This is a genomic window from Thermococcus sp. 2319x1, assembly GCF_001484685.1.
Lineage (GTDB): Archaea > Methanobacteriota_B > Thermococci > Thermococcales > Thermococcaceae > Thermococcus_A.
The window spans coordinates 1,930,388-1,946,586 of the sequence record NZ_CP012200.1; the positions used below are offsets into that span (position 1 = coordinate 1,930,388).

13 protein-coding genes and 3 pseudogenes are annotated in these 16,199 nt (G+C 41.8%); 5 read left to right on the forward strand and 11 right to left on the reverse strand.

From position 1 onward, the window contains the following. Positions 1-15 precede the first annotated feature (15 nt). Positions 16-1,404 (forward strand): glycosyltransferase 87 family protein, encoded by a 1,389-nt coding sequence (locus tag ADU37_RS10700; protein WP_058947568.1) that lies wholly within the window; start codon positions 16-18, stop codon positions 1,402-1,404. Between the two features lie 17 nt (positions 1,405-1,421). On the opposite strand, the pseudogene ADU37_RS10705 reads toward ADU37_RS10700, so the two are convergent. Together ADU37_RS10705 and ADU37_RS10710 are read right to left on the reverse strand one after the other, a co-directional pair. Then, positions 1,422-1,763 (reverse strand): annotated as a pseudogene (locus ADU37_RS10705) (HAD-IA family hydrolase); the annotation flags it as partial. Positions 1,764-1,833: 70 nt separating this feature from the next. Beyond that, positions 1,834-3,087, reverse strand: a complete 1,254-nt coding sequence (locus ADU37_RS10710; RefSeq protein WP_238981975.1) for a hypothetical protein — start codon at positions 3,085-3,087, stop codon at positions 1,834-1,836. Positions 3,088-3,296: 209 nt separating this feature from the next. Here ADU37_RS10710 and ADU37_RS11175 point away from each other — a divergent pair. After that, a pseudogene (locus ADU37_RS11175) lies at positions 3,297-4,144 on the forward strand (IS982 family transposase). Positions 4,145-4,163: 19 nt separating this feature from the next. Here ADU37_RS11175 and purQ read toward each other — a convergent pair. The 5 genes from purQ to purD all read right to left on the reverse strand — a co-directional run bounded on the left by purQ (position 4,164) and on the right by purD (position 9,700). Then, the gene (gene purQ / locus ADU37_RS10725; RefSeq protein WP_058947570.1) at positions 4,164-4,835 is read right to left on the reverse strand and encodes a phosphoribosylformylglycinamidine synthase I; all 672 of its coding nucleotides are present in this window, start codon (positions 4,833-4,835) and stop codon (positions 4,164-4,166) included. A gap of 1 nt (position 4,836) precedes the next feature. Beyond that, entirely contained in the window at positions 4,837-5,082 is a 246-nt protein-coding gene (gene purS / locus ADU37_RS10730) for a phosphoribosylformylglycinamidine synthase subunit PurS (protein ID WP_004067617.1), read from the reverse strand. A 276-nt stretch (positions 5,083-5,358) separates the two neighbouring features. Continuing rightward, positions 5,359-7,032 carry an ABC transporter ATP-binding protein gene (locus ADU37_RS10735; RefSeq protein ID WP_042702001.1) on the reverse strand — a complete coding sequence of 558 codons (1,674 nt, stop codon included), beginning with the start codon at positions 7,030-7,032 and terminating at the stop codon, positions 5,359-5,361. Between the two features lie 228 nt (positions 7,033-7,260). Further along, positions 7,261-8,403, reverse strand: coding sequence for a formate--phosphoribosylaminoimidazolecarboxamide ligase family protein (locus ADU37_RS10740; RefSeq protein WP_058947571.1), 1,143 nt, complete (start codon positions 8,401-8,403; stop codon positions 7,261-7,263). A gap of 1 nt (position 8,404) precedes the next feature. Next, entirely contained in the window at positions 8,405-9,700 is a 1,296-nt protein-coding gene (gene purD / locus ADU37_RS10745; protein WP_058947572.1) for a phosphoribosylamine--glycine ligase, read from the reverse strand. A 142-nt stretch (positions 9,701-9,842) separates the two neighbouring features. Here purD and ADU37_RS10750 point away from each other — a divergent pair, with 142 nt between their 5' ends. From ADU37_RS10750 to purE, 3 genes and pseudogenes are all read left to right on the forward strand, one after another. Next, complete coding sequence (locus ADU37_RS10750) at positions 9,843-10,520, forward strand: hypothetical protein (RefSeq protein WP_058947573.1); 678 nt, start codon at positions 9,843-9,845, stop codon at positions 10,518-10,520. Next, a complete protein-coding gene (locus ADU37_RS10755) occupies positions 10,501-11,256 on the forward strand; it encodes a hypothetical protein (RefSeq protein WP_058947574.1) in 756 nt (251 codons plus the stop codon). The genes ADU37_RS10750 and ADU37_RS10755 overlap by 20 nt, the downstream gene beginning before the upstream one ends. A 69-nt stretch (positions 11,257-11,325) precedes the next feature. After that, positions 11,326-11,756 (forward strand): annotated as a pseudogene (gene purE / locus ADU37_RS10760) (5-(carboxyamino)imidazole ribonucleotide mutase). 86 nt (positions 11,757-11,842) lie between these two features. On the opposite strand, the gene ADU37_RS10765 reads toward purE, so the two are convergent. From ADU37_RS10765 to purT, 4 genes are all read right to left on the reverse strand, one after another. Then, on the reverse strand, positions 11,843-12,535 hold the full coding sequence (locus tag ADU37_RS10765) for a hypothetical protein (RefSeq protein WP_144433284.1): 693 nt from the start codon (positions 12,533-12,535) through the stop codon (positions 11,843-11,845). A 183-nt stretch (positions 12,536-12,718) separates the two neighbouring features. After that, a complete protein-coding gene (locus ADU37_RS10775) occupies positions 12,719-13,750 on the reverse strand; it encodes a hypothetical protein (protein WP_058947577.1) in 1,032 nt (343 codons plus the stop codon). Further along, positions 13,743-14,642, reverse strand: coding sequence for a DUF4855 domain-containing protein (locus ADU37_RS10780; protein WP_058947578.1), 900 nt, complete (start codon positions 14,640-14,642; stop codon positions 13,743-13,745). Before ADU37_RS10780 ends, ADU37_RS10775 begins: the two co-directional genes overlap by 8 nt. Before the next feature lie 174 nt (positions 14,643-14,816). Then, entirely contained in the window at positions 14,817-16,106 is a 1,290-nt protein-coding gene (gene purT, locus ADU37_RS10785) for a phosphoribosylglycinamide formyltransferase 2 (RefSeq protein ID WP_058947579.1), read from the reverse strand. Positions 16,107-16,199 lie beyond the last annotated feature (93 nt).

Below are 16,199 nucleotides of genomic sequence, written 5' to 3' on the forward strand. Positions count from 1 at the left end.
CAGGGAGGAGGTATTATGGACAGGAAAGTCGTACTCATAGCTTACGTTGTTCTTATCTCGCTGATAAGCACATATAGCTACGCCAAATTTCTTGAAGTAAGCGACTACATAGGCGATGAGGTTTGGTACGTATCAGCGTCGAGAAACGTACTCCACAAACTCGGTTTCTCCCCAAAATATGAAGAGGGCGGCTACTACGGTGTTAACGTGATCCTTCCGGAGAACGTCGACAGAAACAACCTAAGCCTGAAGGTCAGGATATGGAGCAGCTTCTCCTCCTGCCAGAACCAGAACCCCAGCCACGCCAGACCGCCGGCGAGAACCCAGGTAGAGTATCGGAACATCAACGGCTTCTATTATGAGGTGAGAGAGGACTGCCTAGAATCCGTTTTGAATCTCGATTATGGCATAACCACTATCACTGGATACAAATACCCCGACAAGAAAAACATAGTGTCGTACCTAAACACGGAGCACCCATTCTTCGGGAAGGGTCTCATTGGACTCTCCATGCTCGTGGAGGATTCCCCATTCTTCTGGAGGCTGCCTGGATTCTTAGAGAGAATTCTGCTTATTTTCCTCGTTTCTTACGTTGCTTACGTTCTTACGGAGGATCACCTGACGTCCGCCATCGCCGCTACCATAGCTGCCTTTGACAAACTCCTGCTCTCGATGTCGGTTACAGCTATGCTGGACATACATGTCGCTTTCTTTGCGGTGCTCGCACTGGTCATGTTTTTGGAGAACCGCTACAGGCTCACGGGGATCTTTTTGGGGCTCGGGGTGGCAACAAAGATGAACCTGGCATTTCTGCCCCTGGTTTTCGCCCCCATACTGCTTAAGAGGAGGAATTATAGGGAGCTGCTGATTATGATTGTCCTTGCTTTGGCAGCTTTCATAGCCGCTCACGTCCCCCTGATGGTGGCTATCGGTCCTGCAGAGACCATAAAACAGCTCATCTCCAGTTTTGGATGGCATTTGAGCACCAAGGAGAACCACCCGGCAATATCTCCAGTGTGGACCTGGTTCTACTCTGCCAAGGCTTTCCCACTCCACTACGGGCCTAATTTAAGTGCAGAAATAAGCGAGCACCTATTCCAGGGAGCACTTGTGAGCTCGGCATTTTTCCCAGTTCTTGAGGAGAGAAGGTCTGGAGGGAACCTGGGGATCGTTTACGCTTCATTCTGGGCCGGAGTACTGTTTTACGTGATCCACTATCTCCTAGGAGGAAAAAACCAGTACTCTTTCTACGCAACACCGCTCGTTCCGCTGGCAGCGATAATGACCGCTGCTTTAATCAGAGATGCGGTGAACTGGGAGCTTTTGGGGGAGCTGAGGCACATCTTCGAGGCGAGGCTCAAAAAAGAAAGGGGAGAAGCCCACAGAGCTAAGTCAAGAAGGTAAAATGGATGGTAAACCTGCTAATCCAGCCCCTCAAGGACCTCGAGGACGTAATCAACCTCCGGGACTTCAAATCCCCTTTCATGGATTTTCCTTACGCCCTCCGCCCCCGGGTTTATCCAGACACCCCACATTCCAACCTTTACGGCACCTTCAAAGTCCTCAGCGTAAGTGTCTCCAACATGGAGCGCTTCCTCGGGCTTTACTCCAAAGGCCTGAAGGGGCCTCATAAACATCTCAGGCAAGGGCTTAAAGGTTCCAACCTCGTCCGCGAAGAAAGTTTTGTCCACGAAGTTCATAAGCCCGAAGCGCTCAAGAAGGAGTCTCGTGTAAGAGCCCGGCCAGAACATCACGTTGCCCGTGAAAGGGTTGAGTGCTTTGTTCTCATCCTTTTTTTCTGTATGTCAGTGAAAAAGAAAAACTTGCAAGATTTTAGCCGCTCTTTATGTAGAATCCCATCGGAATTTCCGCTGAACAGGAACTGAACCTCCCGGTCTTGAACTTGTATTTCTGGGAGCTTTTTGTGGCGTTGATCGTTATTGTAGGCCCATCTTCTTTTATTGTGCCGTCTATGGAGATACTTCCTGCCTTTTCGTACTGGAGTGATGCTGTGAGTCCAGCGACGGGGGCTGGTGCTCCGAACGCAACGGCAATGGCCCCAACAGGAATTCCTATTCCAAATTTGACGCCGCAGTCCCCACTGGTCCCCTTCAACAGGTATTTTAGAGTTATTCCTTTGTTCTCCTCAAGTGGATATAACATGCCCTCCTTGGTAAATTTGAAGAATGTCCAATCGAAACCAGGACTTCCAATAGATGCACCACCATCTATTATGTATCCATGAACTCCTTTACTCGCTTTCACGTCGTAGATACCGACGTCTATTCTCTCCCTGCCAGTTTCACTGCAGCCGTAGGCCCCCATTCCCCAGGCGCAGATATACTCCTTTTCGTGTCTGTAGTAGGGTTTGGCCCAGATGTAGATGTAGCCCATCCTTCCCTTGGGAACATCTATTATATCCCCGAAATAATAGTTGCCTTCAACAGGAACCCACTTCTTTCCGTAGATGTCCACTGAAGATGATAGTACCTTTACTGGATCTCCACTTCTGAACTTCTTCTCGAGGTCAGTTCCATAGGCGAGTGTCGCAGAGAACTCCGTTTTGTACGACGCCTCCAGAGAGACCGAGCCCTGGAGTTCACCCTTTCCATTCCTGTTGTCAATAATGAGGATGGGAACCTTTACGTATCTACTTGCCTCCCATGAATCGTCCGCGGGTCTCCATTCGTATTTGTACCAGCCTTCGTGGGCGGGCTTTGGAAGGGGTTCTTTCTCGAGGAGTCCGACTGATACCCTCTTGGTGGTGCCACTCAGGTCTTCTGCTGAGATGAAGTCTGAGCCAATTCCCCTATAGAGCTGACCGTTTTCCCTGTCTATCACCCATACGGAGACCCTGATTCCGTAGCGTCTCTCCTCGCTTATGCTCGGTAAGAACCTCCTGATGTTATCAACTCTCACGACACTCCTCGTCATGTCGAACTTCCACAGCCCAGAGCGCTTGATCCTGTAGTGGCCGAGGGTCTTGATTCCAGAGGGAGTTGCCACGTCAATCTGAACCTGGATTTCGTAGTCCCTGGAGAAGCCCCTCAGCATCTTTCCGTCCTCATCGGTCAGGACGACTCTCACCCCGTCCTTTGGGGATATCCATTCCGCGGATACTGTTATTACTACTAAGAATAGTATTATAATTAGTACTCCAAGCATTTTTGATATCTTGCTCATTTATATTCACCATTATAACAATACTCGATAGTATTTTTAAAATTTGTACCCTAGTTCCCGTCGGGTCGTTAGATTTATATGCATTTAACTTTTTTGGTTGATTGGGGATTGTTATGGACTTCCAGAAGGAAATCCTGATCATAAAATCCGAGATTTACCCGATAGTCAGCAAACACTACCCGAAAAACACCCGCAGGGAAGTAATCAGCCTCTACGCGTAACGCGCAATACTGACACACTTACACTTTAACGGAGTTTACAAACACGCTTACAGGGTTTTAATCGAGGAAATGAAACTCTTCCCAAAAATCAGGTACAACAAACTGACAGAACGCTTGAAGGGGCACGAAAAACTCCATCATAACTCAGGAAGAATCCTACGAATACGCCAGAGGACACGTCAGAATAATCGACTCAAAACCAGTTGAGACCAAGGAGTTGGCCAGAAAAAGCAGGAAAGGGAAGGTAGATTCTTCAGAAGTCATCTCTGAAAGCCCGCGGTTGAGTTTGTTCCATCTAAAAAAAGTTCTACTATGGGTACAAGCTGCCCTGTTACTCTGATGGGAATTTGCTGGCTTTGCTGTCCGTTGATCCCTGCTTTTATGATGTGAGCGTTGTCAGGGAGAAATTCTGGGTGATTGTTGAAAAGTTCACTGGTTGTTTTCTGTTTTTGGATAAGGGGTATGTTAGCAGGGAGTTTGAAGAGGAATTCCTGAAGTTTGGCGTTGTTTACACGCCGGTAAAGCGGGAGAGTCAGATTGGTAGTCTGGGGGAGAGGAAGTTTTACAAGTACCTGTCTGATTTTCGGAGGAGGATTGAGACTTTGTTTTCGAAGTTTTCTGAGTTTCTTCTGATACCGAGCAGGAGTGTTAGTTTGAGGGGTTTGGCTGTTAGGATTTTAGGGGCGATTCTGGCTGTGAATCTGGACAGATTATACAACTTCACAGGTGGTGGGAACTAGGGTATAAAAAATCAAAAATTCACCTTCTGGCGTAATCCACCATGCTCCTGAAGAGCCTCAATCCATCCTCGCTCCCCAGAAAGCGGTCGCTCGCCCTCTCCGGATGGGGCATCATGCCGAGAACGTTGCCCTTCTCATTGCTTATACCGGCTATGTTAAGGAGCGAGCCGTTTGGGTTCGCCTCTTCCGTTACGTTGCCCTTCTCGTCGCTGTACTGGAAAACGACTCTAACCTTCGGGGGGTCTTCAACGTAGTAGTTGCCCTCCGCGTGGGCTATGGGCATTCTAATAACTTCTCCCGGTTCGTAGAGCCCTGTGAACGGTGTTTCGGTGTCGGCAACGCGAAGGTGTACCCACTTGCATAGGAAGCTTGGAATCTTATTTGGTCTCAATGCTCCCGGCAGAAGAGCTGACTCCGTTAAGATTTGAAAGCCGTTGCATATACCCAAAACTGGCCTTCCCTCACGGGCGAACTCCTTCACTTCATCCATCACCTCTGCCCTTGCACTTATTGCTCCCGCCCTCAGGTAGTCGGCATAGCTGAAGCCTCCGGGCAAAACGACTCCATCAAAGTCCTTAAGGCTTTCCTTGTACCAAACTCTCTCCGCTTCTCCTCCAGCTTTTCTAATTGCTTCAACAGTCTCAAAATCACAGTTTGTCCCTGGGAATACTATAACGGCAAACTTTGGCATTTCACTCACCTAAGGGCTCGATTTGGTACTCGTAAGTGTGGATAACCGGGTTTGCAAGCAGGCGTTTGCACATCTCCTCGACATCTTTCTCTGGAGCTTCGCTTTCAAAAATGAGCTCGAAATATTTTGGAACCTTCAGCTCTTCAACTTTATAGCCTAAGTTTTTGAGGGCCTTTCCAATGACTCTCCCCTCGGGATCGTTAAGCCCTTCTTTTAAGCGGATTACAACCTTAGCTTTCCACTTCATGAGCATCACCTTATCAAAAAAATGTAAAAATTTAGGGTTTTTAAGGTTTATTTATGCATAAAAATGTTAATTAAAACTTTTTTCACCACTCTCATAAAAAGTGATTGTAGTAAAGCCATGAAATCGCAACAATAGATCAATCTTCACTAAGATATCAATCCCGTATCTAGGACATAATATGTCATTGCCAAGAATATGACTTAAACTGTTGTGTTAAATGCCTAGACTCCCATAATTTTAAAAACTAGCCCAAAGACATGCTTTGATTTATATCCCCTAAGATACTCTTGAGTTCTCAACGAGCGTTCTATACAGGGAGCATCTTTCGTAGAGTTCCTCATGTTTGCCAGAGTCAAGGATCTTCCCCTTATTTAAAACAAATATCTTATCAGCATTTTTTAGAGCGGTTAAACGATGCGATATTATAATTAAAGTCGAGTCCTTTAAAAACTCTCGAATCTTTTCGAGGACTTGAGCTTCATTTTGAACATCAAGACTGTTTGTGGCCTCATCAAGTATCAAAACCTCCGGTTTTCTTAAAAGTGCCCTTGCCAGTGCTATTTTTTGTTTTTGTCCTTCAGAAAGAGCTTTACTAGTTATATAATCATCAAGTTCGGCAAAATCTATTCCTACAATCTTGAGAACATGAATAACTTCGTCCTCTTGATACACTTCGTCAAGCATCAAATTCTCCTTTAAAGTTCCATCAAAAATCCAGTCTTTAGATGGTAGGTAATATATCCTCTTTCTTAAAGACCTAAGACTATAAACCCGGTAATCTTTCCCATTTATTAAAATGTGGCCAGTCTCTGGCTCACGTAACCTGATTAAAGTTAATGCCAGGGTTGTTTTTCCAGAACCTATGGGTCCAACGATTCCAATTGTTTCGTTCTTTTTGAGTTCTAGAGTCACATTACTTAAAATGCCAACACTTACATTTTTACATTCAATGCTTTTGACCGATTTTAACTCATGCCCCTTATCAAGGTCTTCTTTTTCAATGTTTACTATCTCCTTATAGCGCTCTACGTAAGGGATAAGTGCATTGAGATATGTGAATGAATTAGCCAGATTAGTAAGAGGTTCATAGAATTGCGGTAAATAGTTCGTGAAAGCTACGATTGCTCCCACTGAGGCGAGTCCTTTTGTTGCCAGCCAACCACCAACAAGCAACATTATCAGTCGAGCTATACTGCTTGTGTAATAGTACGATTTCTGGAAGAATATCCTTACCCGCAGGAATCTTGTCATATTCTTTAACCACTCTGAAAGACTCATGGAGAATCTCTCTTCAAAATATTCGTACTTATCCAAACGTTTAATAAAGAAAAGATTATCAATGCTTGTTTTGGTAACAGCAACTACTTTTGACAATGATTCTCTTTCTCGTTTTGAATACTCAATGGATTTTCCTGATGCTTTCTTATAGATAGCATAGTTTATTGGGATTATTAAGACAGCTACAAGAAGCATTGTTGGAGATAATGAATATAGGGTAAACGTTGCTACTGCAATATTAATCAACTGAACACTTAATCCAGGGATTAAACCTGCTAATCCCAGACTGAGCTCTGGTAAGTCCGAAACGAATCTCGCTATTACATCTCCACTGCTTATTTTTCCTAGTTTTGCCCTATGAATAGAGAAAACCAAATCTTGAGAAAATATTTTTAAAGCTTTGATTCCCAATCTCTGGAGCATGAACTCCCCATAAAAACTTCCTAAGTAGCTTAAAAATGTGAGAACCAGCAGAGCTAATCCAATTTTTGAGATTGTTGAAAATTCCTGTAATGATACAAGAGAATCTATAAAATTCTTCATGAGCATTGCTTGGGCGTATCCGAAAATAGAAAGAATAAGGAAAAGAATTATTGTTATGACTATGTCTCCTTTTAGATTTTTTGAGACTTTTATAGATTCCTCAAGGACATCTCTTATATTTACTGACATATATTAAGCACCTTTTATTGTTCATTGAACTCTTGGTTGTTTGTATAATGTCCCAAAGAAGTATTCTAAAGACATAACATATAACATATTTTAAAACTTTCGTAAACTTGTGGTTTATAATTTAAAGTTAATAAATTTCTAAAAAAAGTAACTAGCAAAAAGATTCTTTCTCCAAATTCGAAGTCTGTAAATAAGTAAACTCTTGAAAAGTAATCAAGAAATTGTAAATCATGTAACCACATTCTCAAGCTCGTCCAGCTCAATGGCACGCTTTATCTCAAGCGCAATTCTCCTTCCGGTGCTCATCTCCTTTCTCCAGAGAGCGTTTCCATATGGATGGCCCATCGCCATGTGGATGTTTGTTCCGCCACCGGTTCTTGGGGCGACATCGTAGATGTAGAAGTTGAGGTCTTTATCAACAGCCGTTTGGAGTGTGAAAGGCCCAATGATGCCGGGTGGGTAATATTTCTTGGTGGCCTCAACATAGCGCTCGGCCATATCGAAGACCTTCTCCAAAAGCGACTCCCTTAGTGTTGAGGATGCATGACCGCAGACGGTGTACTCTGGTTCAAACTGATGCTCGGGTAAGGTCATCTGCTGGGGGGCAGGTAATCTAACATGTCCATCCAAACTTGTCTCAAAGCGCCAGTCTATTCCAAGGAGCTCAACTTCCTCATCAATTGGGGAGTAGAAGAAGTCGAAGTTGAATACTGGGCCAATGATGTAGCGCTCAATCCTCGCCTTAGCGAGGTCTCCCTCGGTAATTACGCCAAGCTTCATGAGCTTCTCGGCTTTTTCTCTAAATTCTTTGTAAGATGCTGCCGTAAAAAATCCCCTTTCAAGTCTCTTCTTTGCATGAGGGAGTTTGACTATCACGAGACCAACGTCGTCAATCTCTTCCGGTTTCACTGGCTCAGGATAGGGTAAGCCAGCTTTCTCTAAGAGCCAGTAGTAGCTCTTCTCTTCACTTCTCTCTTCGCTCCTTAATAGATTTCTGCTTCCGAAGAGAGGAACCCTGAACTCATTCTCCACCCTATCAATTCCCGTATAGACCACAAATGAACGGTTGGGGACAAAGATAACATTCCTCTTTCTCAGTTCCTCTTGGATATCGATAATTTTACCGAACTTTTCCAACACAATGACTTCGTCAATAAAGCCTTTTGTGAGGCCATCTTTTGTTGTTTTTTGCTTAAAGTACTCAGCATATGTCCTGTGCCTTCCCCTTTGGGATACTATAACTGTTTTAAATCCTTCTGCTTTGGCGCCATCTGCTATATCTAAGGCAGAATGACTCCCAATTGCTCCGATAGCTATTTTTTCTTTATCATAGTTTTTTAAAACCTCCAGAATCTGCTCTCTTTCGATCATTTCACTCACCTCTAATTTTCTTCATGATTTCGATTCTTTTTGCAATACTTTCCTTAGTTCCCACATCTCTGCGATAGAAGATATCTCCATTAACGTGCTTTATTCCACGGGAGGCCATCTTTTCAGCTTCCTCTAAAGAATCAGCTACTCCAACAATGGCCAGGGCCCTTGAGCCGAGCATTGTGAAGTTCTCGTCAATTGATGCATAGTAAACTTTGGCTCCCTCTTCTCTGATTTTATCTTCGTTGATTTGAAGTTTAACTCCTTTTATTGGATTGGTGGGGTATCCTTTGGGGGCAACATACTTCACAACTGTTGCTTTTTGCTCGAATTCAGCTTTCTTTAGGTTACCATCGATAATATCTTCACCAATTTCCACGAGAGAGGTCTTCATAATCGGCAGGACGTTCATTGCCTCGGGATCCCCAAAGCGGGCATTGAACTCTATTATCTTTGGCTCGTCCTTAGCGAGCATGAACTGCCCGTAGAGAATTCCCTTGTAGGGGGTTCCGTTCTTTCTCATAGCTTCTACGGTCTTTTTTAAAGTCTCAAAAGCCTTTTCATAATCTTCCTCTGAGACAAAGGGGAGCAAATGGTTTTCACAGGAATAAGAACCCATGCCACCGGTTATTGGGCCTACATCGCCTTCATAGGCATGGGGGTAATCCTGGGCCAGAGGCATTGGAACGACTTTCTTTCCATCAGTAAAAACCTGAAATGTGAATTCAACTCCATCTGTGCGCTCCTCGATGAGGGCCTTTCCATCTTTTTCTATAATGGCCTTTGCATACTCTTTTGCCTCTTCGTTGTCCTTCAATTGGTATCCGACGACTTTGACTCCTTTACCCCCGGTGAGTCCGAGGGGTTTAACAACAACTGGCTTTCCAAACTCATCAATCCACGCCTTCATTTCAGCTATGTCATCAAAAACCCTGAATAGCTTTCTTCCGGGGATTTTGTATTTCTCCATTATTTGTCTTGCAAAGGCCTTATTTGTCTCAAGCATGGCAGCTTCTTTTGTTGGCCCAACTGCTGGAATTCCATTTTCTTCCAAAACATTGACAATTCCTCTCTCCAAAGGTGCTTCTGGTCCAATAAAAGCCAGATCAACACTCCACTTCAAAGCAAACTCAAGAACTTTTTGAACGTCAGTCTCTTTTGCAAGCCCATAATCCTTTGCTAGTTTCATAACTCCGGGATTCTTGTGTTTTGCCACAACATAAAGCTCTGCATCCTTTGAAAGAGCCTCGGCAATTGCACTTTCCCTTCCTCCGGCACCAACGAGTAAAACACGCATACTCTTCACCATGAATTTGTTAAAATTTAGTGTTTTTAAGTTTTATTTTGACATTTATATATCAATAAATCTCCTTGATGGGTTATTCCTAAGGTAATAAGGTATTTAAGGAGCGGCAGACCAATATACATAGGGAGGAGCTATGAATATAGAAAAACTGCTTGATTCAGTCCCAGACAATGGAGTTTTGAGCATAATTGAGAGGGACTATGAATCTGATGGAGATTTGTTTGGCCTTTTGCTCGTGAAACATCTTTTAGAACATGAAAAAACAGTATTTGCTATAGTGTATGATCCTTTGCTCGTTTTTAAGGAAAATTTAGAAGAAATTGGGATTAATTTTGACGATGTTGTAGGTAGAAGCCTGTTTATTTTCGATGTCTTTGGAAGCATTCATAAAATAGAGCGGAACTTTGAAGGAATTTATCAAATAAAAGGGTATATTGACGACATGGTATTTACAGAAAAGTTTCGAGAACTGCTCACTCGAACATTACTCCACAAAAAGCCAAGAGAGGTATGGTTCTTTACATACTTATCCTCCAGCGTCTGCAAGCTTTTCTCGGATCCCATCATCGTATATAAGCGAATGTTGCTTACAAAATGCCATTTCAAACAGTTTATAGAAACATTAAAGATAATATCGGTATATAACAGCTGTGAGTGTAGAGGGATAGAGGGGATAGCATATCCATGGTCTGATATTGTTCTGGAAACAGTCTTTAGAGAAGGGAAGGAGGTTGGAATAATAACAAAAGGACTTGAAGAGATCAGTTTTAAGTTGTTTGGGGTGTCTAATAATGTATTCTTGGGAATTTGATATTCTTGATAAGGAGATAGGGAAAATAAAACCAACCTCATACATGCTCCTTCATGAGATGGATGCCAGATCCCGAGGACGAGAAATTGTTCTTGAATTTCTAAGAAGAAAACTCGAAAAAGAGCACTTGGTTGGATTCTTCAATATAAGTTATCCTCTCCCAATTTTACTTATGATTCTCAAAAAGCATGGGATTGATGCGGAGAAGTTCTTAGAAAGCGAGAGATTTGCAATAATAGACACATTTGGCAGTATCTACGATTTAAAATACAATCTTAAGAATGTATGGTACATTGAGGGATCGGTATCAATGGAATTATTATCTCCTAAAACAGCTCGGATAGTGAGAAGAATAAAGGAAAAATGGACACAAATAGGATTAATTAATGAAAAAGAGATTTGGGGAGTTGTAATGGATATTTCTGAGTATGAGAAAATTTTTAGCGAAGATGAAACAATCAGATATTTCGAAGTTTCGGGGGAAGTTAGGAGGAGGGATGAAGCATATACAAAGTTTCCAAAAGGAACTAATATATGGGTGTATTCGGGGAACAGTGAGAAAGTTCTTCCCTCAATTTATCGAAGGGCTCAATATGTATTGAGGACAAGAAGTGAAATAACGAAGGATGGCGTTAAAAGAGAACTGATAGTTCTTAAGACTCCCAAATTAGGTGAAGTTAAGCGGTTTAGATATTCATTTACAAAAGAAGGGGTTGAATTTTGGCCAGTGGATTAACATTTATATGTCGAATTCTGTTCAAAAACTTTATTAATCTTAACTTATTTTTGCTTAATGGTGAATGCAATGAAAGTGCTTGTTGTAATGGGTAGCAAAAGTGACTCACACATAGCGGAAAAAGTCACTAAGGTGTTTGATGAGTTTGAGATTGAGTATGAGGTCGAGGTCGCTTCAGCTCACAGGAACCCTAAAAAAGTTGAGGAGCTTGCAAAGAAAGACTATGAGGTCTTCATTGCCATAGCTGGCTTAAGTGCTGCGTTACCAGGGGTGATTGCGCCCATACAACCAAACCAGTTATAGGAGTTCCCGTTTCTGCAAAGCTTGGTGGGTTGGATGCCCTCTTGAGTATTGCTCAAATGCCTCCTGGTGTTCCAGTTGCCTCAGTTGGAATCGATAATGGAAAAAATGCGGCCCTATTAGCTGTGGAAATTTTGGCATTGAAGGATGAAAGATTAAAGAAAAAGCTTGAGGAGTACAGAGAAAGGATGCGAGAGTAGTTATTTTCTCCTTTTTAATAGCAGTGGTACTAATATGAGGCCCATAATTGTAGAGGTTCCACAGATACCTTTTTCTTTTTGAGGAGTTAATGTTCGAGTAGTAGATCTTCGCATTTTGTGATGTTAAAGCCCCCTTTAATGCAGAGTTCCTCTACGTACCCTATGCTCTGTTTTTTGACATTGACATCGTAAATTAAATAAAGAAGAGAAACATGTCTTAACTTTTTACCGTCGAATATAAAAATCGAAACTGGTTTGATTGCCTCACTTATACCACTTACTTGTTCATTGAAAGAATAAAGATTAATTAAGAAGCTACCATTCTTCAGAGCGAGTGCTTGATGTTTAAGAGGGGAGTAAATTAAAAGTCTGTCATTTAGAGGCACTCCTACTAAATGTTTAGATTCCTCATTAAGCCATAAATAAGGATTAATTTCCTTTATTGGAAGTTTCCACGTATTTTTCTCAGAAGAAAACACTATTGTGTTATTTTCTAAGACACCTCTGACCCTTAAGGTGCTGTTTTCTACGATTTCCAGGAATCTTCGCTGGCCAGTTATGTTTTTGTAGAGTGGATAAAAACACTTGGTTGTTTTATTAAAAATATAAAGCCGATAATTGACATAATCTTTAGTTTCTGCCATAATCCAGGAATCATTCTGATAAAAGAACACAGGGGTTCTGTCGAGATATCTACCACCCAGAAAAATTCCACTCTCGTTTAAGTAAAGTACATAATCTTCATGAAAACTGGGAACGACTGAACACTGATATGCCATATCTTACTTTTGTTCATTTCTGGACAATGGGTATAGTCTAACGGTTCAACATGTATTGTGATAAATGCATCATTTTTGCCTCCACTGACAGATAACCATATCCTAACACCAGAGCCAGACCATTTATTAGCTGAGACAAAAGGAGAGAACAAAAAAATAAGAATAACAAAGAGAAGAATTTTCTTAAACATGCCGTTCACCTAATAGTACTTTTGTGCTTGCTTTTTGTCCTATTAAAGGAATCAAGCTCAGGAATAATAGCAAACCAACACCACAGACTCCTTTGGATTTTGTTTTATTATTCCCTGAGTTCAAAGTGTTTGTTCTGTTAGGGCATTCTTTTGGTGAAAATTTCTCCTTTAGTGCTAGCTTCCAAATGAAAGTTCCATTCCACATAGTAACATTAGGATTGTATCTAAAAGCAACAATTGGCACGGCTTGAACATCTTCTCCATCATAGATGAATACGTATTCTGGCTTTATCAACCTTTCAACTTCCGAGTTGTTGTAATATTTCTCAAAGAACCTCTCATTGCCATAGTCTTCCCAGAGTAAATATCCTCCATCTTTTACTGGAATTAAATCTCGCTTGTATGCCGGATAAATTAGTGCTCCTGATTTCCATATAACAGCCTCAAGATAATTGGCTTCCTGAGGAGACCAGAGATATGGCTCAATAGCTTTTAGCGGAATTTTATAAGTAGTGTTTCCATCGGAGAATATAATGACATCTCCTTTAACCTTTCCCCTCACAGGCACTTTATTTGGAATCCAGCGAGCTGAAAGATAGCTCGGTCTCTTCAGCTTAATCACACAGTTTTTCTCTCTTTCAAAACGGTAGAAGTAGGTTTTGTTGCCTTCATAAAACAGATAGTGCCAAGTATCGTTTATGTAGTACCAACGCCCAAACTCTTTTGGTAAAAAGAATGCACCACTTCCATTTACATAGAATTTGTAAACCGTTTCAACTGAATAATCACCTTCAAGAGGGCATGAAAACACTGTTGGGGAAGAGTTAAACCTAAAGCACATTGTAGGGAAGAATAGAGTATAAATATCAACAGTGCAGACAGCATCATATTCAGTTCCAGAACAGCTAACAGAAGATACACGAAGCCCATATCTCTGTTCATCTGCAAGATAATCTGCTCCAACTAATGGAAATACTCCAAAAAATAAAAATAATATAAGAGAAACTGAAAGCTTCTTAGACATATCTTTCACCAAGAGTATTTAGGCAGTACTCATTCATGAAATCAATAGCTTTTAAATCCGTACCAAAGTAATATGCTCTATGTGGATATTTTTTTGCATATTTTACATATTCACAAGCTCTCTCCCTATATATGCTGTTTGTGATCACTGCATTATCACATTCCAGCTCCATGAAGACATTATAGGCATTATGTTCGTTGTTTAAGGACTCTAACTTATTGGCCCAGTCTTTGAGAGAAAATTCATTACGCTGGTAATAATTAGATTGAACAAACACATAATCGAAAAATTCTGACCCACCTGGAAGTGAATAATTACTATATCCACAAACATCATGATTCCTTGGCCATATGTCAGTATACTCAAGTGACAATGTATGAGCAGTGGGGATCCAAATAAACTTTAATCCATGAGAATGTATTTTATCTGTTAAAAGTTCTATCGTTTGTGGATTTATATAGGGCATTTCTCCTTGGTTACAAAGAACGTCTTTGTAATAGTTTACGAACATCCATGCACTTTCTAATGACCAGTAAAAGCCCTTCAAGTTAGAACCTGCAAATCTCAATACTCCATCAACCCATTCAAGCCAATACTTATTGCCCCCTATTGGATCTTCTCTCGGTTCTGAGCTTTTATATTGGTAGTATGGGATTGTTATATATACTGGAATACTTGACACTATCCTAAACACATCTTCAGCAAAAGTCTCTCCATCTAACCGACCATCTCCAGTGTATTGGATGTCTTTTCCAGCTAACCCAACAATTACTGCATAGTCAAAACCTCTGTTTCTGAAATCGCTCTCTGTAGCGTTTTGATCATCGTAGGATAGTAGCGACTCGTGGAATTGCCCATTCCACTTAAAATACCAAAGTCCAAAAGTTGCCATATTATCACCCTCATTAGTTATTTTTCATTTTACACTAATATAAGTTTCATTTTTATTATAAGTATTTTCTATACATATTTTGCATACTATAAAAAGAAGTAAGCGAAAAATGAACAGTAAAACAACAGTACTTAACTAAACTTGATGTTAGTGTAGGGAATAAAACACGGAGGATCAAAGCAGGTGCTTCTCCTTTATAAACTCCTGACTCTGCCATTCACCGCTTCTCGTTTTCAGCTCAATCATATGGGCAACCATTTCCGCTTTCCTCTTAGCTTCTCCCACGTCTCTATCCCACGCTAATACAACACCAAGACGTCTTCCTTTGTATGCTTCAGGCTTCCCGAAGAGCCTTATCGTTGTGTTTGGTATTGATAGAGCTTTGAACAGCCCTCTAAACTTTGGGGCATATCCCTCTTGGTTTGAAAGGATTACGTGGGTTGCTGCGGGAGTTAAAATCGGGAACTTTCTGATGCCGTTTTCCTCAACAGCTGGAATCGGAAGGCCTAACACAGCCCTGACGTGGAGCCCAAATTCAGAAAAGCCGGTTGGATGGGAGGCCATGGTTACCATTCCGGTGTCGTGGGGTCTTGGAGAAACTTCGTTGGCCCATACTCTGTCCCCTTTAACAAACATTTCGACACCAAATATCCCAAGACCGCCGAGAACATCGGTTATGCGCTTGGCTATTCTATACACCTCGCGCTCGGCCTTTTCACTTATCTCTGCAGGCTGCCAGCTTGAGTGGTAATCTCCTTCAATTTGGTAATGGCCAACAGGCTTTGGGAAGGTCGTTACGATTTCCCCGTTCTCATCGAAGTGCCTAACCGCTAATTCGGTAATCTCGATGTCAAAGTCTATATGCTCCTCAACGATTATCTTATCGGCACTTCCCCTTGCCTTTTTCTTCGCCTCTTCCCACGCTTTGGGAACATCTTCGGGCCCTTTAACGAAGTAGGAACCCTTTCCACTGGAGCTCATTATGGCCTTAGTATGGCAGGGGTAGCCTATCTTTTCACATGCATCGTAGAGCTCGTCTATGGTTGAAGCATATGCGTAACGAGAGGTCGGAACTTTTGCCTCTTTTGCAAGGGTCTCGCGGGTTCTTTCTCTATGCATGGCTATCCAGGTGGCCCTGGCATTTGGCACTACAAAATAACCTTCTTTTTCGATCTCAAAGAGTGCATCGAGGTTTATGGCCTCGATTTCTGGTATTATGGCGTCGGGTTTTTCCCTCTCAACTATGCTCCACAGAAAATCTTTGTCTCTCATATTGCCGACGTAACTTTTATGGGCAACCTGCATAGCCGGGGCGTTTGGATACCGATCGACCGCTATAACCTCAACTCCCAATCTTTGAGCCTCTATGGCTATCTCTTTTCCAAGTTCGCCACTCCCAAGAAGGAGAATTTTAACGGCAGAATCAGTTAAGGGTGTCCCAATCTCATCTCTAATGCTTATCATGGGCATCACCTAAATTTATTGACGTTTATATGTTAAAATCTTTAAATATTTAAGAGTTTTTTAACATAAAAATGATAAAATTTTTAAAGCCTC

Coding starts and splice junctions, on each gene's coding strand:
- ADU37_RS10700 (WP_058947568.1), top strand. CDS start 16: ATGGACAGGAAAGTCGTACTCATAGCTTACGTTGTTCTTATCTCGCTG.
- purQ (WP_058947570.1), bottom strand. CDS start 4,835: ATGCCAAAGTTTGCCGTTATAGTATTCCCAGGGACAAACTGTGATTTT.
- purS (WP_004067617.1), bottom strand. CDS start 5,082: ATGAAGTGGAAAGCTAAGGTTGTAATCCGCTTAAAAGAAGGGCTTAAC.
- ADU37_RS10735 (WP_042702001.1), bottom strand. CDS start 7,032: ATGTCAGTAAATATAAGAGATGTCCTTGAGGAATCTATAAAAGTCTCA.
- ADU37_RS10740 (WP_058947571.1), bottom strand. CDS start 8,403: ATGATCGAAAGAGAGCAGATTCTGGAGGTTTTAAAAAACTATGATAAA.
- purD (WP_058947572.1), bottom strand. CDS start 9,700: ATGCGTGTTTTACTCGTTGGTGCCGGAGGAAGGGAAAGTGCAATTGCC.
- ADU37_RS10750 (WP_058947573.1), top strand. CDS start 9,843: ATGAATATAGAAAAACTGCTTGATTCAGTCCCAGACAATGGAGTTTTG.
- ADU37_RS10755 (WP_058947574.1), top strand. CDS start 10,501: ATGTATTCTTGGGAATTTGATATTCTTGATAAGGAGATAGGGAAAATA.
- ADU37_RS10765 (WP_144433284.1), bottom strand. CDS start 12,535: ATGGCATATCAGTGTTCAGTCGTTCCCAGTTTTCATGAAGATTATGTA.
- ADU37_RS10775 (WP_058947577.1), bottom strand. CDS start 13,750: ATGTCTAAGAAGCTTTCAGTTTCTCTTATATTATTTTTATTTTTTGGA.
- ADU37_RS10780 (WP_058947578.1), bottom strand. CDS start 14,642: ATGGCAACTTTTGGACTTTGGTATTTTAAGTGGAATGGGCAATTCCAC.
- purT (WP_058947579.1), bottom strand. CDS start 16,106: ATGATAAGCATTAGAGATGAGATTGGGACACCCTTAACTGATTCTGCC.